Genomic DNA, 14,717 nt, shown 5'->3' with positions numbered 1-14,717 from the left:
ACGGACATCAAGACGCAACATAAGTGCCGGCAAGCCGTCATCGTCCGATGCTATTACCATGCCATGGAGAAGAAAGACTTTTCCCAGAACGAGCGGCCGCAAGATCCTGTGCTTCGCCCGAGCATGGCGGAGGAACAAAGGCTTGCGTTCGAGGACGATCAGCGGCGCATCAAGCGCGGAACGCAGATGCGCTGGCCCGGCTTTCTGTTCCGGAACTGATCAGCGCCGAACCGGGAACGTCGGCCAGCGATGCTGCGCCAGTTCGGAGAGCGTCGTCGTCGGCTGCCCTGAGAAGCCTTCATACACCCACAGGTTACGCATCACCGCGGGGACATAGAAACGCGTTTCCCAGAACGGCATGGATTCGATCCACAGCAACGGGTCGCCGCGATCGTTGACCTGCCAGCGCCCGACGGGAAGCGGGCCGGCATTATAGCTGGCGATCACCTTCGGCAGGTGCCCGCCGGTCGCGGGATGGCTGCGCATCCATTCGATCCAGGCCTGGCCGAAGCCCATGTTCACCGCCGGATCGCGCAAATCGCCGGGCTGCAGGCCGCGAGCACGAACGATGAGATCGCGGGTCGAGGGAAGCACCTGCATCAGGCCGACCGCACCGGCCTGGCTGACAGCTTCGGCGCGGAAGGACGATTCCTGTAGCGAGTGGGCCAGCGCCAGCGCCGGATCGATCCGCCACCCTTCACGCGGCGCCCAGCGCGGGGCGGGATAGCGCGCAGCGGCCGCGACCCGAGCGCCCGGTTGGCCGAAGTGGCCGAGGAAATGCTGGGTGGCGGCAAGCTCGAGCCGGGCGGCGGTGGCGACCAGCGCGGATTGTTCGGCGGGCGTGCCGATCCGGGCTTGGTGACGAAGCAGTTCGCCCGCGAGATCGCGCTCCCCGATGCGGACCAACTCGTTTGCGCGCGCCACGTTGGGCAGGCGGGCGATATTGGCCGCGGGGCCAAGATCGAGCGGGCTGAGCCGGGTTTCCTGACCCAGGGTGCGGCGCGCCAGCAGACCGTAGAAATTCTCACCATCGCGGGCGGCGAGGCGCAGCAGGGGCTGGACCGCGGCCGGACGGCGGCAGGCCATTTCCGCGCGGGCCGCCCAATAATAACCAGCTGCGGCAAGGCTCGCCTCCCGCGAGCGCTCACCGACTTCACGAAACGCGCGCGACGCGGTGTTGCAATCGTTCATCCGCCAGCTGGCGAGGCCGCTGACCCATTCGGCCTGCTGCGCCCAAGGGCCGGTCGGGGCTCGCGTGACCGAGATGCTGGGCGGCGGAAGCGGCGGGAGCGGGGCCGGCGCCGACGCGGTCATCTGGCCGGGGGCAAGCGGATCGCTTGGCGGTGGCAGAACCACGACCGGTGCGGGCGGGGGCGGCGGCGGGGTGTAGGCGCTGCGTGCCAAATCCGCCATGCGCCGCGCTTCGGCATCCTGGCCGCGCACGTAGTAAATCCACGCTACCCGTTGGCCGAGTTCGGCGCGGGCTTCGGCGCTGATCGACGGCAAGGATGCGGTGAGCAGGGCTTCCGCGCCGGCCGCATCGTCGACCTTGACCAGCGGCTCCATCGCCTTGCGCAGCCGATCGACCGCGGGTTCGCCGGTGACCGGGCTCGCCCGACCGCGCCGCGGCGCGGAGCCGATCGGGACCAGCGCGGCGCGGCGGGGGAGCGGCGGGGTCGCCAACGCGCCGCGGGCGATGGCGAGGCGCTGGAGCTGCTCGGCCTGCGGCAATTCCGGGGCTTCGGCGAGGAGGTCGAGGACCTGCTGCGCCGTCACCGGGGGCGATCCCTTGGCGGTGTACAGCTGCGCGCGCGCCAGCGGCTTCAGCGGCGACGCGGGCAGGGCATCGATCCCCGCCGCGGCAGCGGCCCATTGGCTGGAGAGGATGGCGGCGAAGACACCGGGCCAATCCTTGGGGACGACCAGCACCGGGACTACCGGCGCAGCAGGGGTTGCCGGCGTGGGAGGCGTCGGCTGCGCCTCGTGCGGTTCCTCGATCGGCGCGAGCGGATCATCGGGCGGGGTGGTAGGCTGAACCGAGGACACAAACAGCACGGACGCGAAAGCGGACAAGAACAAGGTCATTCACCCATGATCAGCTGGAGGTCGGCCCAGGCGAGCGCCTTGTGACCATTGTTGGCGAGCAAGTGGCGCGGTGGGAAGGTGACCACGGTCGGCACACCCCCGATGCGGTGCAGTTTGCCGCGTGCGGTCGTCATCGGCTGACCGAGCAGCAGCTTTGCAGGCTGGTCGCCGAGGAGCAGCAGACGCTTGGGCGCGGCCAGCGCGATCTGCGCCAGCACCGTGTCGCGGCAAGCTGCGCTGTCGGCGTTCGTGAAGCGCGTGCCCGTGCCCGAAAAGCAGGTCAGCGCCGCGACATAGGCTTCGTCCGGCGCCAGGCCCACGGCGCGCAGCATCCGCTCGGCAAGTTTGCTTGCCGGACCGCCGAGCGGCTTGCCTTCCGCGACATCCTCGGGTCCGGGAATGCCGGTCAGCAGCATCAGTTCGGCGCCGGCCGGTCCATGCGGCAGCGCTCGCGCGGCACCGGCGCGGAACAGGGGAAGATCGGCGCTTTCGGCCAGATGCGCGTGGAAGGCGTCGAGCGTGGTGGGCAGCGTCCCGCCGTTGGTCGGCCGTGGAGGCTGGGGGGCTGGAACGTCGAGCGGCTCGGGCGGAAGCGCGGGCGGCGGCGCGGCGCGCACCCGCCAGTCGCGCGGCTCGTCCTGCACGGCGACATCGACGCCCGCCTCGACCCACCACGCGAGCAGGCTCATCGCCTCCGCCCGGGTCAGATCGTTCGGCTCCAGTCGCTCGCTCATCGCGTTCACCATAGACCTTGCGGCCATTGACGGAAGTAGCGGCGGAGGCCAAGTCCGGGCCGAACGAAAAGAAGGACTTGAGCGAAGCGATGAGCGACCGGGAGTCGATGGAATATGATGTCGTCATCGTGGGCGCGGGGCCGGCCGGCCTGAGCGCCGCGATCCGGCTGAAGCAACTGGCGAACGAGGTCGGGCGCGAGCTCAGTGTCTGCATCCTTGAAAAAGGATCGGAAGTCGGCGCTCACATCCTGTCGGGCGCGGTGATCGATCCCCGCAGCTTCGACGAATTGCTTCCCGACTGGCGCGAGGATGACAGCTGCCTGCTCGGCCGCGTGCCGGTCACCAGCAATCACCACTGGGTGTTGACCAGGTCTAAGAAATTCAACCTGCCGCATCTGATGATGCCGAGCTTTCTCGACAACAAGGGCACCTTCACCGGCAGTCTCGCCAACCTGTGCCGCTGGCTTGCCGGCAAGGCCGAAGAGCTTGGCGTTGAGATCTTCCCCGGCTTCCCGGCCGCCGAGGTGCTGTACAACGACGACGGCTCGGTCAAGGGCGTCGCGACCGGCGCGATGGGCATCGCCCGCGATGGCAGCCACAAGGGCGATTACCAACCGGGCATGGAGCTCCACGCCCGTTACACCTTCTTCGCCGAAGGGGCGCGCGGAAGCCTGACCAAGCAATTGAAGAAGCAGTTCGATCTCGAAGCCGATTGTCAGCCGCAGGTCTACGGCATCGGGATCAAGGAATTGTGGGACATCGATCCGGCCAAGCATAAGCCCGGCACGGTGATCCACACCCAGGGCTGGCCGCTCGACGATGCGTGGGGCGGGGGCTGGATCTACCACCAGGACAACCACCAGGTGTCGATCGGCTTCGTCGTCGCGCTCAACTACAAGAACCCGCACCTGTCGCCGTTCGACGAAATGCAGCGTTACAAGCAGCATCCGGCGATCCGTCCCCTGCTCGAAGGCGGACGGCGCGTGTCCTATGGCGCGCGCGCCATCAACGAGGGCGGGTGGCAGAGCATTCCCAAGCTCGCTTTCCCGGGCGGGGCGCTGATCGGCTGTTCGGCCGGCTTCGTGAACGTGCCGCGGATCAAGGGCACGCATACCGCGATGAAATCGGGCATGCTGGCCGCCGACGCCGCTTTTGCCGCGATCGCTGCTGATCGCCGCAGCGATGTTCTCGCCGAGTATGAGCCGTCGGTCAGAAACGGCTGGATCGGCGAGGAATTGCGCAAGGTGAAGAATGCCGAGCCGGCGGTCGCCAAGCTCGGCGCCACCATCGGCACTCTGGTCGCTGGGACCGACATGTGGCTTCGGCACCTCGGCCTTCGGCTGCCGTTCGAGATGAAGCATCATCCCGATCACGAAACCCTGTGGCGCCGCGATATCGCCCCGCCGATCAACTACCCGCGGCCCGACGGCGTGATCAGCTTCGACAAATTGTCGAGCGTCTTCCTGTCAAACACCAATCACGAGGAAGACCAGCCGGTCCATCTTCAGCTCAAGGATGCGACCATTCCGACGCGGGTCAACCTGCCTGAATATGATGGCCCTGAGCAGCGTTATTGCCCGGCTGGGGTCTACGAATATGTGCTGGAGGGCGGCGCGCCCAAGCTGCAGATCAACGCGCAGAACTGCGTCCACTGCAAGACGTGCGACATCAAGGACCCGTGCCAGAACATCAACTGGGTGACCCCGGAGGGCGGCGGTGGGCCCAATTATCCGAACATGTAGTCTGACGATTGCACTCGCGTTGATCGCGGCTCCGGTTGGAGCGGCACCGGGGCGCGAGCAGGTGGATTTCCTGAGGTCCGGTGCTGCGACCTTTGTCGCCGCGCGGGCGGCCGCCGATGCCGGCGATGCCCGCCGGGCGGCCATGCTTTATGCCAGCCTTGCGGCAGCCGATCCCGGCGATCGGAGCATGGCACGGCGCGCGCTGAGCCAAGCGATCGTCGGCGGCGACATGCCGCTCGCCTTGCGTCTGATCGGCCAGCAACCCGCCGCCGGCCTGCCGGTCGAAGCGCAATTGCTGCGGATCAGCCAATACTTGCAGACCCGTTCGTCGGCCAAGACGGAGTATCCGCAGCAGATCGCGTTCATGGCCCCGTTAGTGGGCGCCTGGATCCTCGCTGAGCGACGCCGCTGGAAAGAAGCGGTGCGGCTGCTGGACGGCGTCGCCGCCGACGCGCCGCTGGCCGGGCTGGTGCCCGAGCAAAAGGCGCTGATCCTGCTTGCCGCCGGCCGCTCTTCGGAAGCGCAACCATTCATCCAGCCGGCGCTAGCCGCCGCGCGTGGTCGTTCCAACCGCCTTCGCATCGCCTTCGCTACCGGCCTTGCCGCGGCCGGCGAGCGCGAGGCCGGCCTTACCCTTCTTACCGGACGGGACTCGACCCTGCGCGCGGCCGCCTCGACCCTTGCCGCAGAACGCAGGCCGCGGCCGCTGATCGCGACGGCGACGCAAGGCTATTCCGAACTATTGACCGCGCTTGCCGTCAGCCTCGACGGGGAAGAGGGCCGCAGCCTTGCGCTCAGTCTGGCCCAGGTGGCGCGCTATGCCGACCCGCGTAGCGAGCAGGCCGCGCTGCTGACGGCGTTGCTGCTCGACCGCAGCTGGCGCGGCGCCGATGCCCTGTCCATCCTGCGCAGCATTCCCGACAGCTCTCCGTTCGCAGGCGAAATGCGTGATGCCGAGATGCGGGTGCTGCTGGGCGCCGACCGGCAGGAAGAAGCCTTGGCGCGCGCCCGCGCCTTCGTCGCGTCGAATGACAAGCAGGCGGGCGATTGGCTGCGGCTTGGCGATGTGCTGGACGCCATGGGGCGTCACGGCGAGGCCGCGGCGGCCTATGACAGCGCGGTGTCGGCGCTGCAGTCGGGTGGGGCGGGACCGGAGCTATGGTCCGTGCATCTGCTGCGGGGGGCCGCACTCGAGCAGGCCGGGATGTGGCCCCAGGCGGAAAGCGCGCTTGAACTGGCGTATCGGCTGGCGCCCGAGAACCCCACGGTGCTCAATTATCTCGGCTATGCGCGATTGGAGCGCGGGCAGAAGCTCGACGAAGCCGAGGCGCTCATCGCCGAGGCGAGCCGCCGGGCGCCCGACGACGCCTCGATCACCGATTCGCTCGGCTGGGCGCAATATAAGCGGGGCAAGCTGAGCCAGGCGATCCTGACGCTGCAACGCGCCGCGGCGGCCGATCCCGCACAGGCTGAGATCAACGAGCATCTCGGCGACGCCCTGTACGCCGCTGGGCGCAAATATGAGGCGCGTTTCGCCTGGAATGCGGCGCTCGTCACCGCCGAGGACGATGTCGCCACGCGGATTGCCGCCAAGATCGCCGGCGGCCTTTCCCCGGCGACCGCCGCGCCGTGAGCAGCCCGCCCCTGACCGAGATTGCCGCCGCCAAGATCAATCTCGCGCTGCATGTCCGCGGCAAAAGGCCGGACGGGCGCCATGACCTCGAGACGATCTTCGCCTTTTGCACCGATGGCGACCGTCTGACGGCCGAACTTGCCGACGACCTGTCGCTGACGGTGACCGGACCGTTCGCCGCGATGCTCGACGACGGCGCCGACAATCTCGTTCACCGCGCCGCGGCGGCGCTGGCGGCCGAAGCGCGGGTGGGGAAGGGCGTTCGCCTGACCCTAGACAAGCGCCTTCCGGTGGCGAGCGGGATCGGCGGCGGGTCGGCCGATGCGGCGGCGGCGCTGCGGCTGTTGACCAGCCTGTGGGGCATCGACCCCTTGCTTGCCCAGCGTATCGCGCCGACGCTCGGGAGCGACGTTCCCGCCTGCCTGCTCAGCATGACCGCGCGAGGCGAAGGGGCGGGCGACGCCCTGACCCTGGTGGATGCGGGCATAGCCGGGTCGCCGATCCTGCTCATCAACCCGCGCCTGCCGCTGTCCACCGCGGCGGTGTTCGGAGGGTGGGACGGGGTCGATCGTGGCCCGCTTGGCAACTGGCGCGACGGGCGCAACGACCTCGAAGCGCCAGCCCGGGCCTTGGTGCCGGAGATCGGCCGGGTGCTCGACTGGCTCGGCGTGCGCGAGGGGGCGGAACTCGTTCGGATGTCGGGCTCGGGCGCGACCTGCTTCGCGCTGTTCGACAGCGAGGAGGCACGCGACACGGCGGCCGCCGCCTGCCCGCCCCAATGGTGGCATCTCGCGAGCGTTCTGCGGTGAACGAGGCGAGGCCGATCCTGTCGGTCGCGGCGATGCGCGATGCCGAAGCCGCGGCACCCTGCGGGCTGACCGAATTGATGGAGCGGGCGGGCCGCGGTCTTGCCGAGGCGACCTGCCGCTTTGCCGGACCGATGCCGGCGCTGATCCTGTGCGGACCCGGCAACAACGGGGGCGACGGCTATGTCGCGGCACGGTGTCTTGCCGAGCGCGGCATCGCGGTCCGGGTCGCCGCGCTGGGTGAGCCGACCAGCGATCTCGCGCGGGCTGCTCGTCAGCACTGGGAGGGGCCGGTCGAAAGGGTCGAGAACTGCTCTCCCGCCCCCGTGCTGATCGATTGCCTGTTCGGGACCGGCCTAAAGCGCGGGTTGGACCCGTCGCTTCACGAGCGCCTCCTGTCGCTGGCGCAAGAATCGCATCTCGCGGTCGCGGCCGATCTGCCGAGCGGGGTGGACGCCGATAGCGGGGCTCTGCTGTCGCCGATCCCCGACTACCATCTGACGGTCGCGTTCGGTGCCCTCAAGCCTGCGCACCGCCTGATGCCTGCCATGACGCAGATGGGTCGCGTCGTGGTGGCCAACATCGGGATTGAGGCGGACCGCCGATGGTTCGAGATCGGCACGCCCGCCTTGCCCGCAGTCCGCCCCGACGCGCACAAGTACAGCCGCGGGCTCGTCCATTGTCTTGCCGGCGAGATGCCGGGGGCGATGGCGCTGTCGGCAAGCGCTGCGGCGCGGAGCGGTGCCGGCTACGTGCGGGTATCGACCTCGCGCCCGATCGCCGGGCTTCCCCGCAGCGTGGTCGAGGTCGGCGACGCCCGGCTCGACGACCCGCGGATCGGGTGCATCCTGGTCGGGCCGGGTCTTGGCCACCTGCCACAACTGCTCACCCTCGCGCTGACCAGCAATCGGCCCAAGGTGATCGATGCCGAGGCGATTTCGCTGGTCGGCGATCCCGCGCGGCTGAGGGGGCAGGACGCCATTTTGACGCCGCATGCAGGCGAGTTCGAGCGCCTGTTCGGCACGCTTTCCGGCAGCAAGGCCGACCAGGCGCTGGCCGCCGCCGAGGCGTCGGGGGCGGTGATCGTGTTCAAGGGTGCCGACACCCTGGTCGCCGCGCCCGACGGACGGCTGGGCTTCGCCCCGCCCGCGCCCGCGTGGCTCGCCACGGCAGGAACGGGCGATGTTCTTGCCGGCATGATCGCGGCACTCCGGGCGCGCGGGATGGCCGCGTTCGACGCCGCCTGCGCGGGGGTCTGGCTGCACGGCCGCGCCGCCGAGCACGCCGGTCCGGACATGATCGCCGACGATCTACTGGAGCATTTATGAGCGAAACCGTCGTCCGGATCGCGGCGCGCGGCGATGGCGTTACGCCAAGTGGCCGTCATGTTGCCTTTGCGGCACCGGGCGATCTCGTCGATGCCGACGGAGCGCTGACGCCGGGGCCGCACCGGCAGATGCCGCCATGCCGCCACTTTCCCGAATGCGGAGGTTGCCAGCTTCAGCACATCGACGATGCGGCTTATGCCGACTATCTCGTCGAGCGCGTCGCCGGAGCGCTGGCGCAGCACGATCTCACCGGCGACATTCGCCCGCCGCACTTCTCGCCGCCGCGCAGCCGCCGCCGCGCGACATTGCGGGCGCTCAGGGCCGGCAACGGGGTTGTGCTCGGCTTCAACGCCGAGAAGTCGAACCGGATCATCGACCTCAAGGAATGCCACATCCTGCGGCCCGAGCTGTTCACGCTGATCGCGCCGCTGCGCGACCTGCTGGCGAAGCTCCTCGCGCCGAAACGCACGGCCGAGGTTCAGCTGACCCTTGCGGATCAGGGCGTCGATCTGCTGTTGAAAGGCGTTAAGGCCGAGGGGTTCGAGGCTGCGCAGGGGCTGGTGGACTTTGCGCAGGAGCAGGGCTTGGCGCGGCTCAGCCTCGACGAAGGGCTTGGCCCCGAAGTCCGGTGGGAACCGCAGCCGGCGACCGTCACCCTGTCGGGCCGACCCGTGCCGCTGCCGATCGGCGCGTTCCTGCAGGCCACAGCGGATGGCGAGCAGGCGCTGGTCGACGCGGTGATCGACGCGATCGGCGAAGCGCAGTCGAGCGCCGACCTGTTCGCCGGCATCGGCACGTTCGCACTGGCGCTCCCCGGCAAGGTCGTCGCGGCGGAGGCGAGCCGGGACGCCGTGCTGGCGCTGAAGCGGGCGGCCCCGGCGGTCGCTGCGCAGCATCGCGATCTCTATCGCCGCCCTTTCATGGCAGAGGAGCTTGCCGGCCTGGACGCCGTCGTGCTCGACCCACCACGATCCGGAGCGGAAACGCAGGTGGCGGAGCTGGCCGCATCCGCTGTGCCGCGGATCGCCTATGTCAGCTGCAATCCCGCGACCTTTGCGCGGGATGCGGCGGTGCTGGTGTCAGGTGGCTACCGGATCGACTGGGTGCGCCCGGTCGGGCAATTCCGCTGGTCCACCCACGTCGAGCTGGCGGCCGCCTTCAGTCGCTAGTGCCAGAGCGCGATGGCGGCGTGCAGCGTCAGCGCGGCGAGGCACAGGGTCGATAGCGCGAACAGGCTCAGGCGAATCGCCACCACGTTGATCGTCGCCTGGACGATGCTGTGGATGATGCGCAGGCCGACATAGCCCCACGCCAGCAGCACGTTCATCGGGTGATCGAACCCCATTACCGCCAGCGCCAGCACGATCGCGTAGAACAGCGTCGGCTGCTCCATCAGATGGTTGTAATTGTGCGCCTTCCACTGCGCCTTGGCTTCCGGGCTATTGTCGAGCGCCGAGCCGCGGGAGCCGGCGGGAATGGTGCGCAGCGAGACGCCGAGGCGCTTGAACGCGCCGGCCCGTGCGATCGCCATCCACACCAGCATGACGAGCGACCAGGCGACGAGCGCGACGACTGGCCCGAGCAAAGGACTTGGCTGCAGCAATGAAAAACCCTCCCCGTTTGAGGCGGGGAGGGTCCGTCATTCGGCTTTGGTTCGCAAGCGAAACTTAATCGAACAGCTTGGCGAAGGCGCGCTTTGCGCGGTTCTTCCAGTGGCCGCGATGATAGGCGTCGGACGCCAGCAGCGGCAGGACCGAGGTCGCTTCAGCAAACACCATCTGCTCGAGCGCGGTCGAGACCTTGCCCCAGCTGGCGGCTTCCTGAAGCGTCGAGGAGGAGCAGGCGCCGTCGCGGACGTCAGCGACGGTGATCTGCACGGCATATTTGTGCACCTCTACATCCTCGTGACCGAGGATCTCGGCGCACACCACGGTGTCCTGCGTGAAGTTCTTCGGCACGCCGCCGCCGATCATCAGCAGGCCCGTGGTGCCGGCCTTGATCTTGATGTCGGTCAGTTCGCGGAAGTCGGCGATCGAATCCATCGTCATGTACCGGCGACCAGCCTTCATCGCATCGACCTGATGCTTGACGAGACCGAAGCCCGCCGAGCTGTCGGTGAAGGCCGGGCAGAAGATCGGCACGTCATGCTCGTAGGCGAGCTTGACCAGGCTGTTGTCCTTCTTGCCGTTCTCCAGCAGCCACTTGCCCATCTCCTTGATGAACTCGCGGCTGCTGTACGGACGCGGCTCCAGCGTGTCGGCGATCTTGCCGATGGTGAAGTCGGTGTCCTGCAGCTGAATTTCGTCGATGTAGGTGTCGTAGATGCGGTCAATGTAGAGCGAACGCAGCGTGTCATCGTCAGGGATTTCAAGCGCTTGATAGTGCTTGTGGCCAAGCGCTTCGAAGAAGTCCATGTCGACGATCGAGGCGCCGGTGGCGACGATGGCGTCGACCATGTTGGAGCGGACGAGCTCGGCGTAGAGGTCCATGCAGCCGCCGGCCGAGGTTGAGCCGGCGATCACCAGGATCACCGAGCAATCGGGATCGCTCAGCATCTGATTGTAGATGTCGGTCGCGCGCGACAGGTCGCGGCTGGTGAAGCTCATCTTGCCCATCGCCTCGACGATCGGGCGGGCGTCGAACTTGGTGATGTCGATATGCTCGACGGTGCTGCTGAGAAGCTCCGCCTTGCGGGTGTCGTTGATCTTGGCTTCGGTGTTCATGGTGCTCCAATAGCTCCGTGCGTTTCCGTCCCGCGGGCGGGAAGGGCTGGGGTGGGCGCTTGCCCGCTATTGGCCGTCATTGTTTCAGCAGGGGGACAGGCCGACCCCCGACCCCTCCCGCGCGAACGGGAGGGGGAAGATCCGTTACAGCGTAACGACGTTCGAACGCGCCGGTGCCGTAGCTTCGCCGTAGAGCGAGGCCATCGGAGCGTCGGTCACGACGACCGACCAGCCATTGGCCGAGCCGAAGCCGTTGAACCGCGTCCGCATCGCCGAGCCGTAGGCGCCGAGCATGCCGATCTCGATATAGTCGCCGGCAGCGACGTCAGCGGGCAGCTCGAACGGCCCGACCATGTGGTCGAGGTCGTCGCAAGTCGGTCCGTAGAAGCTGAAGCCGTGCGGACGGGTGTCGCTTTCCTCGTCACGGACCAACTGGACCGGGAAGCGCCAGCCGATGTGCGCGGCGTCGAACAGCGTCCCGTAGGCACCGTCGTTGATGTAGAGCTCGTCGCCGCGGCGCTTTTCGACGCGCACGAGGACCGAGGCATATTCGGCGCACAGGGCGCGGCCTGGCTCGCACCACAGTTCGGCCGAGTAGCTGATCGGCAGCTTTTCGAACGATTCGTGGATGACGGCGAAGTAAGCCTCGAGCGGCGGCGGCTCCATGCCCGGGTAGGACGAGGGGAACCCGCCGCCCACATCGACGATGTCGACGGTGACCGCCGCTTCGACAATGGCGTCACGGACGCGAGCCATGGCTTCGGCATAGGCGGCAGGCGTCATCGCCTGACTGCCGACGTGGAAGCACAGGCCAAGCGCGTCGGACGCTTGGCGGGCGGCCATCAGCAGCGCCTTCAGTTCCGCCGGATCGGCACCGAACTTGGAGGCGAGGCTGAGCTTGGAATGCTCGGACGAGACCCGCACGCGGACGAGCAGGTTTAGGTCGCTTGCAGCAACGCCGTCGGTGGCGGTCGCCGAGACGATCTTGTCCAGCTCATCGAGGCTGTCGAGGCTGAAGGTGCGGACGCCATGGCCGTGATAGGCCTCGGCAATCGCTTCCTCGGCCTTGACCGGGTGCATGAAGCACAGGGTCGCATCGGGCAGCGTGTCGCTGACCAGGCGGACTTCGCCGATCGAGGCCACGTCGTAATGGGTGACGCCGCCATCCCACAGCACGCGCAGCAGGTCGGGCGAGGGGTTCGCCTTTACCGCGTAGAGCGACTTGCCGGGAAACTTCTCGACAAAGAAGCGCGCAGCGGCACGGGCGGCGTGGGGACGCAGCAGCGTGACCGGCTGGACCGGCTTCAGTCGTGCAATGTCAGCCGCACCGGAAGCGACAAAGGATTCGGTGCGATCGGAACGGGGCGCTAGCCCCAGCGCGAAGGGGTGCTCAGCCAATGCAAGGGACCTCCAAGTGCCTTTCGGCGACAGTTGACGAACAGCTGCCTTGCGGTTGGAAGTCCCATGGGGCAGCGAGAGGCGCGATATATGGAGGGGGTCACCTTAACGCAACATTTTTTGCGGGCTCTTTTCGCGGACAATTCATCAGTCCGGCGCACTGTGGACACGGATCAACTAAGGCTCTGATGCAACAGGACAATCTTCCAACCCGAGCCGACGTCGTCGCAGCTTCCCGCCGGATCGAAGAGCTGGTTGTGGAAACGCCGCTCCGTTCGCTGCAGCGTGGCGGCCACGAGCTGTGGCTGAAATGCGAATCGCTGCAGACCGGTGGCTCGTTCAAGCTGCGGGGCGCGAGCAATCGGCTGGCGTTGCTCAGCGAGGCCGAGCGCCACGCCGGAGTGGTTGCTTTTTCCAGCGGCAATCATGCGCAGGGCGTCGCGATCGCGGCTCGCCGGCTCGGCATCCCGGCAACCATCGTCATGCCGTCGGACGCGCCGGCGCCCAAGGTCGCGGGCACCCGCGCGCAAGGGGCCGAGATCGTCTTTTACGATCGCGCCACCGAGGACCGTGTCGCCATTTCGCATGCCCTCGCGGCGCAGCGGGGCGCGGTGGTAGTGCCGAGCTTCGATGATCCGCACATCATTGCCGGGCAGGGAACGGCGGGGCTGGAGATCCTCGAACAGTGCCCGGAGCCCGTGCGACAGATCGTGGTCTGCTGCGGCGGTGGCGGGCTGGCCGCGGGCATCGCGCTGGCCTGCCCCGATGCCGACATCGTGATCGTCGAGCCCGAGGGGTGGGACGACATGGGGCGCAGTCTTGCGCTCGGCCATATCGTGCCGGTCGGGCCCGACGCGCCGCCGACGTCGTGCGATGCGCTTCAGACGCCTTTGGTGTCGCCGCTGACCTTTGGCGTGCTGCAGGCGAGGGGCGCGGGCCATGCGGCCGTCAGCGAGGCCGACGTGCGCGCGGCCGTGCGCTTCGCCTGGCATGAGCTTGGCCTGATGGTCGAGCCGGGCGGCTCGGCGGCGCTTGCGGCGGTGCTGGCGGGCAAGGTTGCGCTAGGTCCGGGAACGGTGGTGATGATTACCGGCGGCAACATAGACCCGGCGATGCACGCCGAGTGGGTGGCCTGAAACTCAGGCGCTCGCGCTGGTGCGGTAGGAGCCTGGATCGAGGTGCGAGGGCGAACAGAGCTCGACGCTGCGGGTCAATTCTTCCAATTCGGCGGCCAGCGTCTGCAGTTCGGCGACCAGCGCCTTGGGATCGGAATGCTCGAGCCCCAGCGAGGCGTCGAGCAGCGTGTCCAGCATCATGCTGATGCAGGGCAGGATCGTCCCCTCGATTCGCTCGAACGCCTCGGCGAGTTTCTGTTGCTGGTCGGCTCCGATCATCACGAACGCCGGTTTAGTGTAACAGCGGTTAAAAGACCGTTTCGGGAGGATCGATGAACACCACCGCGTCCACGCTTCTGTCCATCGTCATGCTGGCAGCCTTTCTGCTGGCGGCATTCGGCGCGCGCTTCGCGTGGCAGGGTACCTACCGCAAGCAGGGGCTGCTGATGATGGTGGTCGCGGTGATCTTGGTCGCGAACGTGCTGATCTGGGTGCTCTAGGCCGCTAGCGGCCGAGGCGCATGTCCAGATAGCCGTCGACGCTCTTCATCAGCAGGTCGAGTTCGTTGGCGAAGAAGTGGTTCGCGCCCGGGATCGTGTCGTGATGAATGGTGATGTGACGCTGGGTGCGCAGCTTGTCGACCAGCTTCTGGACGCTCGCCGGGCTGACCACTTCGTCCTGCTCGCCCTGAATGATGATGCCCGACGAAGGGCAGGGGGCAAGGAATCCGAAATCATACATGTTGGCGGGCGGGGCGATCGAGATGAAGCCCTTGATCTCTGGCCGGCGCATCAGGAGCTGCATGCCGATCCAGGCGCCAAAGCTGACGCCGGCGACCCAAGTCTGTTCGGCCTCGGGATGAATCTGCTGCACCCAGTCGAGCGCGCTGGCGGCGTCTGAGAGTTCGCCGATGCCATTGTCGAAGGTGCCCTGGCTCTTGCCGGTACCGCGGAAATTGAAACGCAGCGTCGCGAAGCCGCGCTTCACAAAGGTTTGGTAGAGCAGCTGCACGATCTTGTTGTTCATCGTGCCGCCCGCCTGCGGGTGGCTGTGCAGGATCAGCGCAACCGGCGCGCGGGGGCGCAGACCGGGATGAAAACGGCCTTCGAGGCGGCCTTCCGGCCCCGGAAAGATGACTTCGGGCATGGGTCTC

14 protein-coding genes are annotated in these 14,717 nt (G+C 67.7%); 7 read left to right on the top strand and 7 right to left on the bottom strand.

The genetic code is table 11. The features are described from left to right. Positions 1-219: 219 nt before the first annotated feature. Together V6R86_RS10680 and V6R86_RS10675 are read right to left on the bottom strand one after the other, a co-directional pair. A complete protein-coding gene (locus tag V6R86_RS10680) occupies positions 220-2,073 on the bottom strand; it encodes a lytic transglycosylase domain-containing protein (protein WP_338504427.1) in 1,854 nt (617 codons plus the stop codon). 8 nt (positions 2,074-2,081) lie between these two features. Continuing rightward, on the bottom strand, positions 2,082-2,819 hold the full coding sequence (locus tag V6R86_RS10675) for a uracil-DNA glycosylase (RefSeq protein ID WP_338504425.1): 738 nt from the start codon (positions 2,817-2,819) through the stop codon (positions 2,082-2,084). A gap of 89 nt (positions 2,820-2,908) precedes the next feature. Between V6R86_RS10675 and V6R86_RS10670 the strand changes: the two genes are divergently transcribed. From V6R86_RS10670 to V6R86_RS10650, 5 genes are all read left to right on the top strand, one after another. Next, on the top strand, positions 2,909-4,561 hold the full coding sequence (locus V6R86_RS10670; protein WP_338504423.1) for an electron transfer flavoprotein-ubiquinone oxidoreductase: 1,653 nt from the start codon (positions 2,909-2,911) through the stop codon (positions 4,559-4,561). A gap of 61 nt (positions 4,562-4,622) precedes the next feature. Beyond that, on the top strand, positions 4,623-6,194 hold the full coding sequence (locus tag V6R86_RS10665) for a tetratricopeptide repeat protein (protein ID WP_338504420.1): 1,572 nt from the start codon (positions 4,623-4,625) through the stop codon (positions 6,192-6,194). Then, positions 6,191-7,003: a 4-(cytidine 5'-diphospho)-2-C-methyl-D-erythritol kinase gene (locus V6R86_RS10660; protein WP_338504419.1), complete on the top strand. Its 813-nt coding sequence runs from the start codon at positions 6,191-6,193 to the stop codon at positions 7,001-7,003. Before V6R86_RS10665 ends, V6R86_RS10660 begins: the two co-directional genes overlap by 4 nt. Beyond that, on the top strand, positions 7,000-8,328 hold the full coding sequence (locus tag V6R86_RS10655; RefSeq protein ID WP_338504417.1) for an NAD(P)H-hydrate dehydratase: 1,329 nt from the start codon (positions 7,000-7,002) through the stop codon (positions 8,326-8,328). Before V6R86_RS10660 ends, V6R86_RS10655 begins: the two co-directional genes overlap by 4 nt. Next, complete coding sequence (locus V6R86_RS10650; protein ID WP_338504416.1) at positions 8,325-9,497, top strand: class I SAM-dependent RNA methyltransferase; 1,173 nt, start codon at positions 8,325-8,327, stop codon at positions 9,495-9,497. Before V6R86_RS10655 ends, V6R86_RS10650 begins: the two co-directional genes overlap by 4 nt. On the opposite strand, the gene V6R86_RS10645 is transcribed toward V6R86_RS10650, so the two are convergent. The 3 genes from V6R86_RS10645 to V6R86_RS10635 form a co-directional block, all read right to left on the bottom strand. Next, the gene (locus tag V6R86_RS10645) at positions 9,494-9,913 is read right to left on the bottom strand and encodes an MAPEG family protein (protein WP_338504414.1); all 420 of its coding nucleotides are present in this window, start codon (positions 9,911-9,913) and stop codon (positions 9,494-9,496) included. The two genes, V6R86_RS10650 and V6R86_RS10645, sit on opposite strands and share 4 nt — an antisense overlap. An 82-nt stretch (positions 9,914-9,995) precedes the next feature. Continuing rightward, a complete protein-coding gene (locus V6R86_RS10640; protein WP_338504413.1) occupies positions 9,996-11,051 on the bottom strand; it encodes a 1,9-bis(guanidino)-5-aza-nonane synthase in 1,056 nt (351 codons plus the stop codon). Between the two features lie 144 nt (positions 11,052-11,195). Then, positions 11,196-12,449: a type III PLP-dependent enzyme gene (locus tag V6R86_RS10635; RefSeq protein WP_425335954.1), complete on the bottom strand. Its 1,254-nt coding sequence runs from the start codon at positions 12,447-12,449 to the stop codon at positions 11,196-11,198. Between the two features lie 257 nt (positions 12,450-12,706). Here V6R86_RS10635 and V6R86_RS10630 point away from each other — a divergent pair, with 257 nt between their 5' ends. Next, positions 12,707-13,585, top strand: coding sequence for a threonine/serine dehydratase (locus tag V6R86_RS10630; protein ID WP_338504411.1), 879 nt, complete (start codon positions 12,707-12,709; stop codon positions 13,583-13,585). Positions 13,586-13,588: 3 nt separating this feature from the next. Here the strand turns inward: V6R86_RS10630 and V6R86_RS10625 are convergent, their stop codons facing one another. Then, on the bottom strand, positions 13,589-13,843 hold the full coding sequence (locus V6R86_RS10625; protein WP_338504410.1) for a hypothetical protein: 255 nt from the start codon (positions 13,841-13,843) through the stop codon (positions 13,589-13,591). Between the two features lie 53 nt (positions 13,844-13,896). On the opposite strand from V6R86_RS10625, the gene V6R86_RS10620 reads away from it, so the two are divergent. Next, on the top strand, positions 13,897-14,064 hold the full coding sequence (locus V6R86_RS10620) for a hypothetical protein (RefSeq protein WP_338504409.1): 168 nt from the start codon (positions 13,897-13,899) through the stop codon (positions 14,062-14,064). Positions 14,065-14,068: 4 nt separating this feature from the next. On the opposite strand, the gene V6R86_RS10615 is transcribed toward V6R86_RS10620, so the two are convergent. Then, the gene (locus V6R86_RS10615) at positions 14,069-14,710 is read right to left on the bottom strand and encodes an alpha/beta hydrolase (protein WP_338504408.1); all 642 of its coding nucleotides are present in this window, start codon (positions 14,708-14,710) and stop codon (positions 14,069-14,071) included. Positions 14,711-14,717 lie beyond the last annotated feature (7 nt).

The sequence above is a fragment of the Sphingomonas kaistensis genome (genome assembly GCF_036884275.1).
In the GTDB taxonomy this organism is placed as follows: domain Bacteria; phylum Pseudomonadota; class Alphaproteobacteria; order Sphingomonadales; family Sphingomonadaceae; genus Sphingomicrobium; species Sphingomicrobium kaistense_A.
The sequence above is the reverse complement of the archived record's forward strand: the minus strand, read 5'-3'. Positions and strand labels throughout refer to the sequence as shown.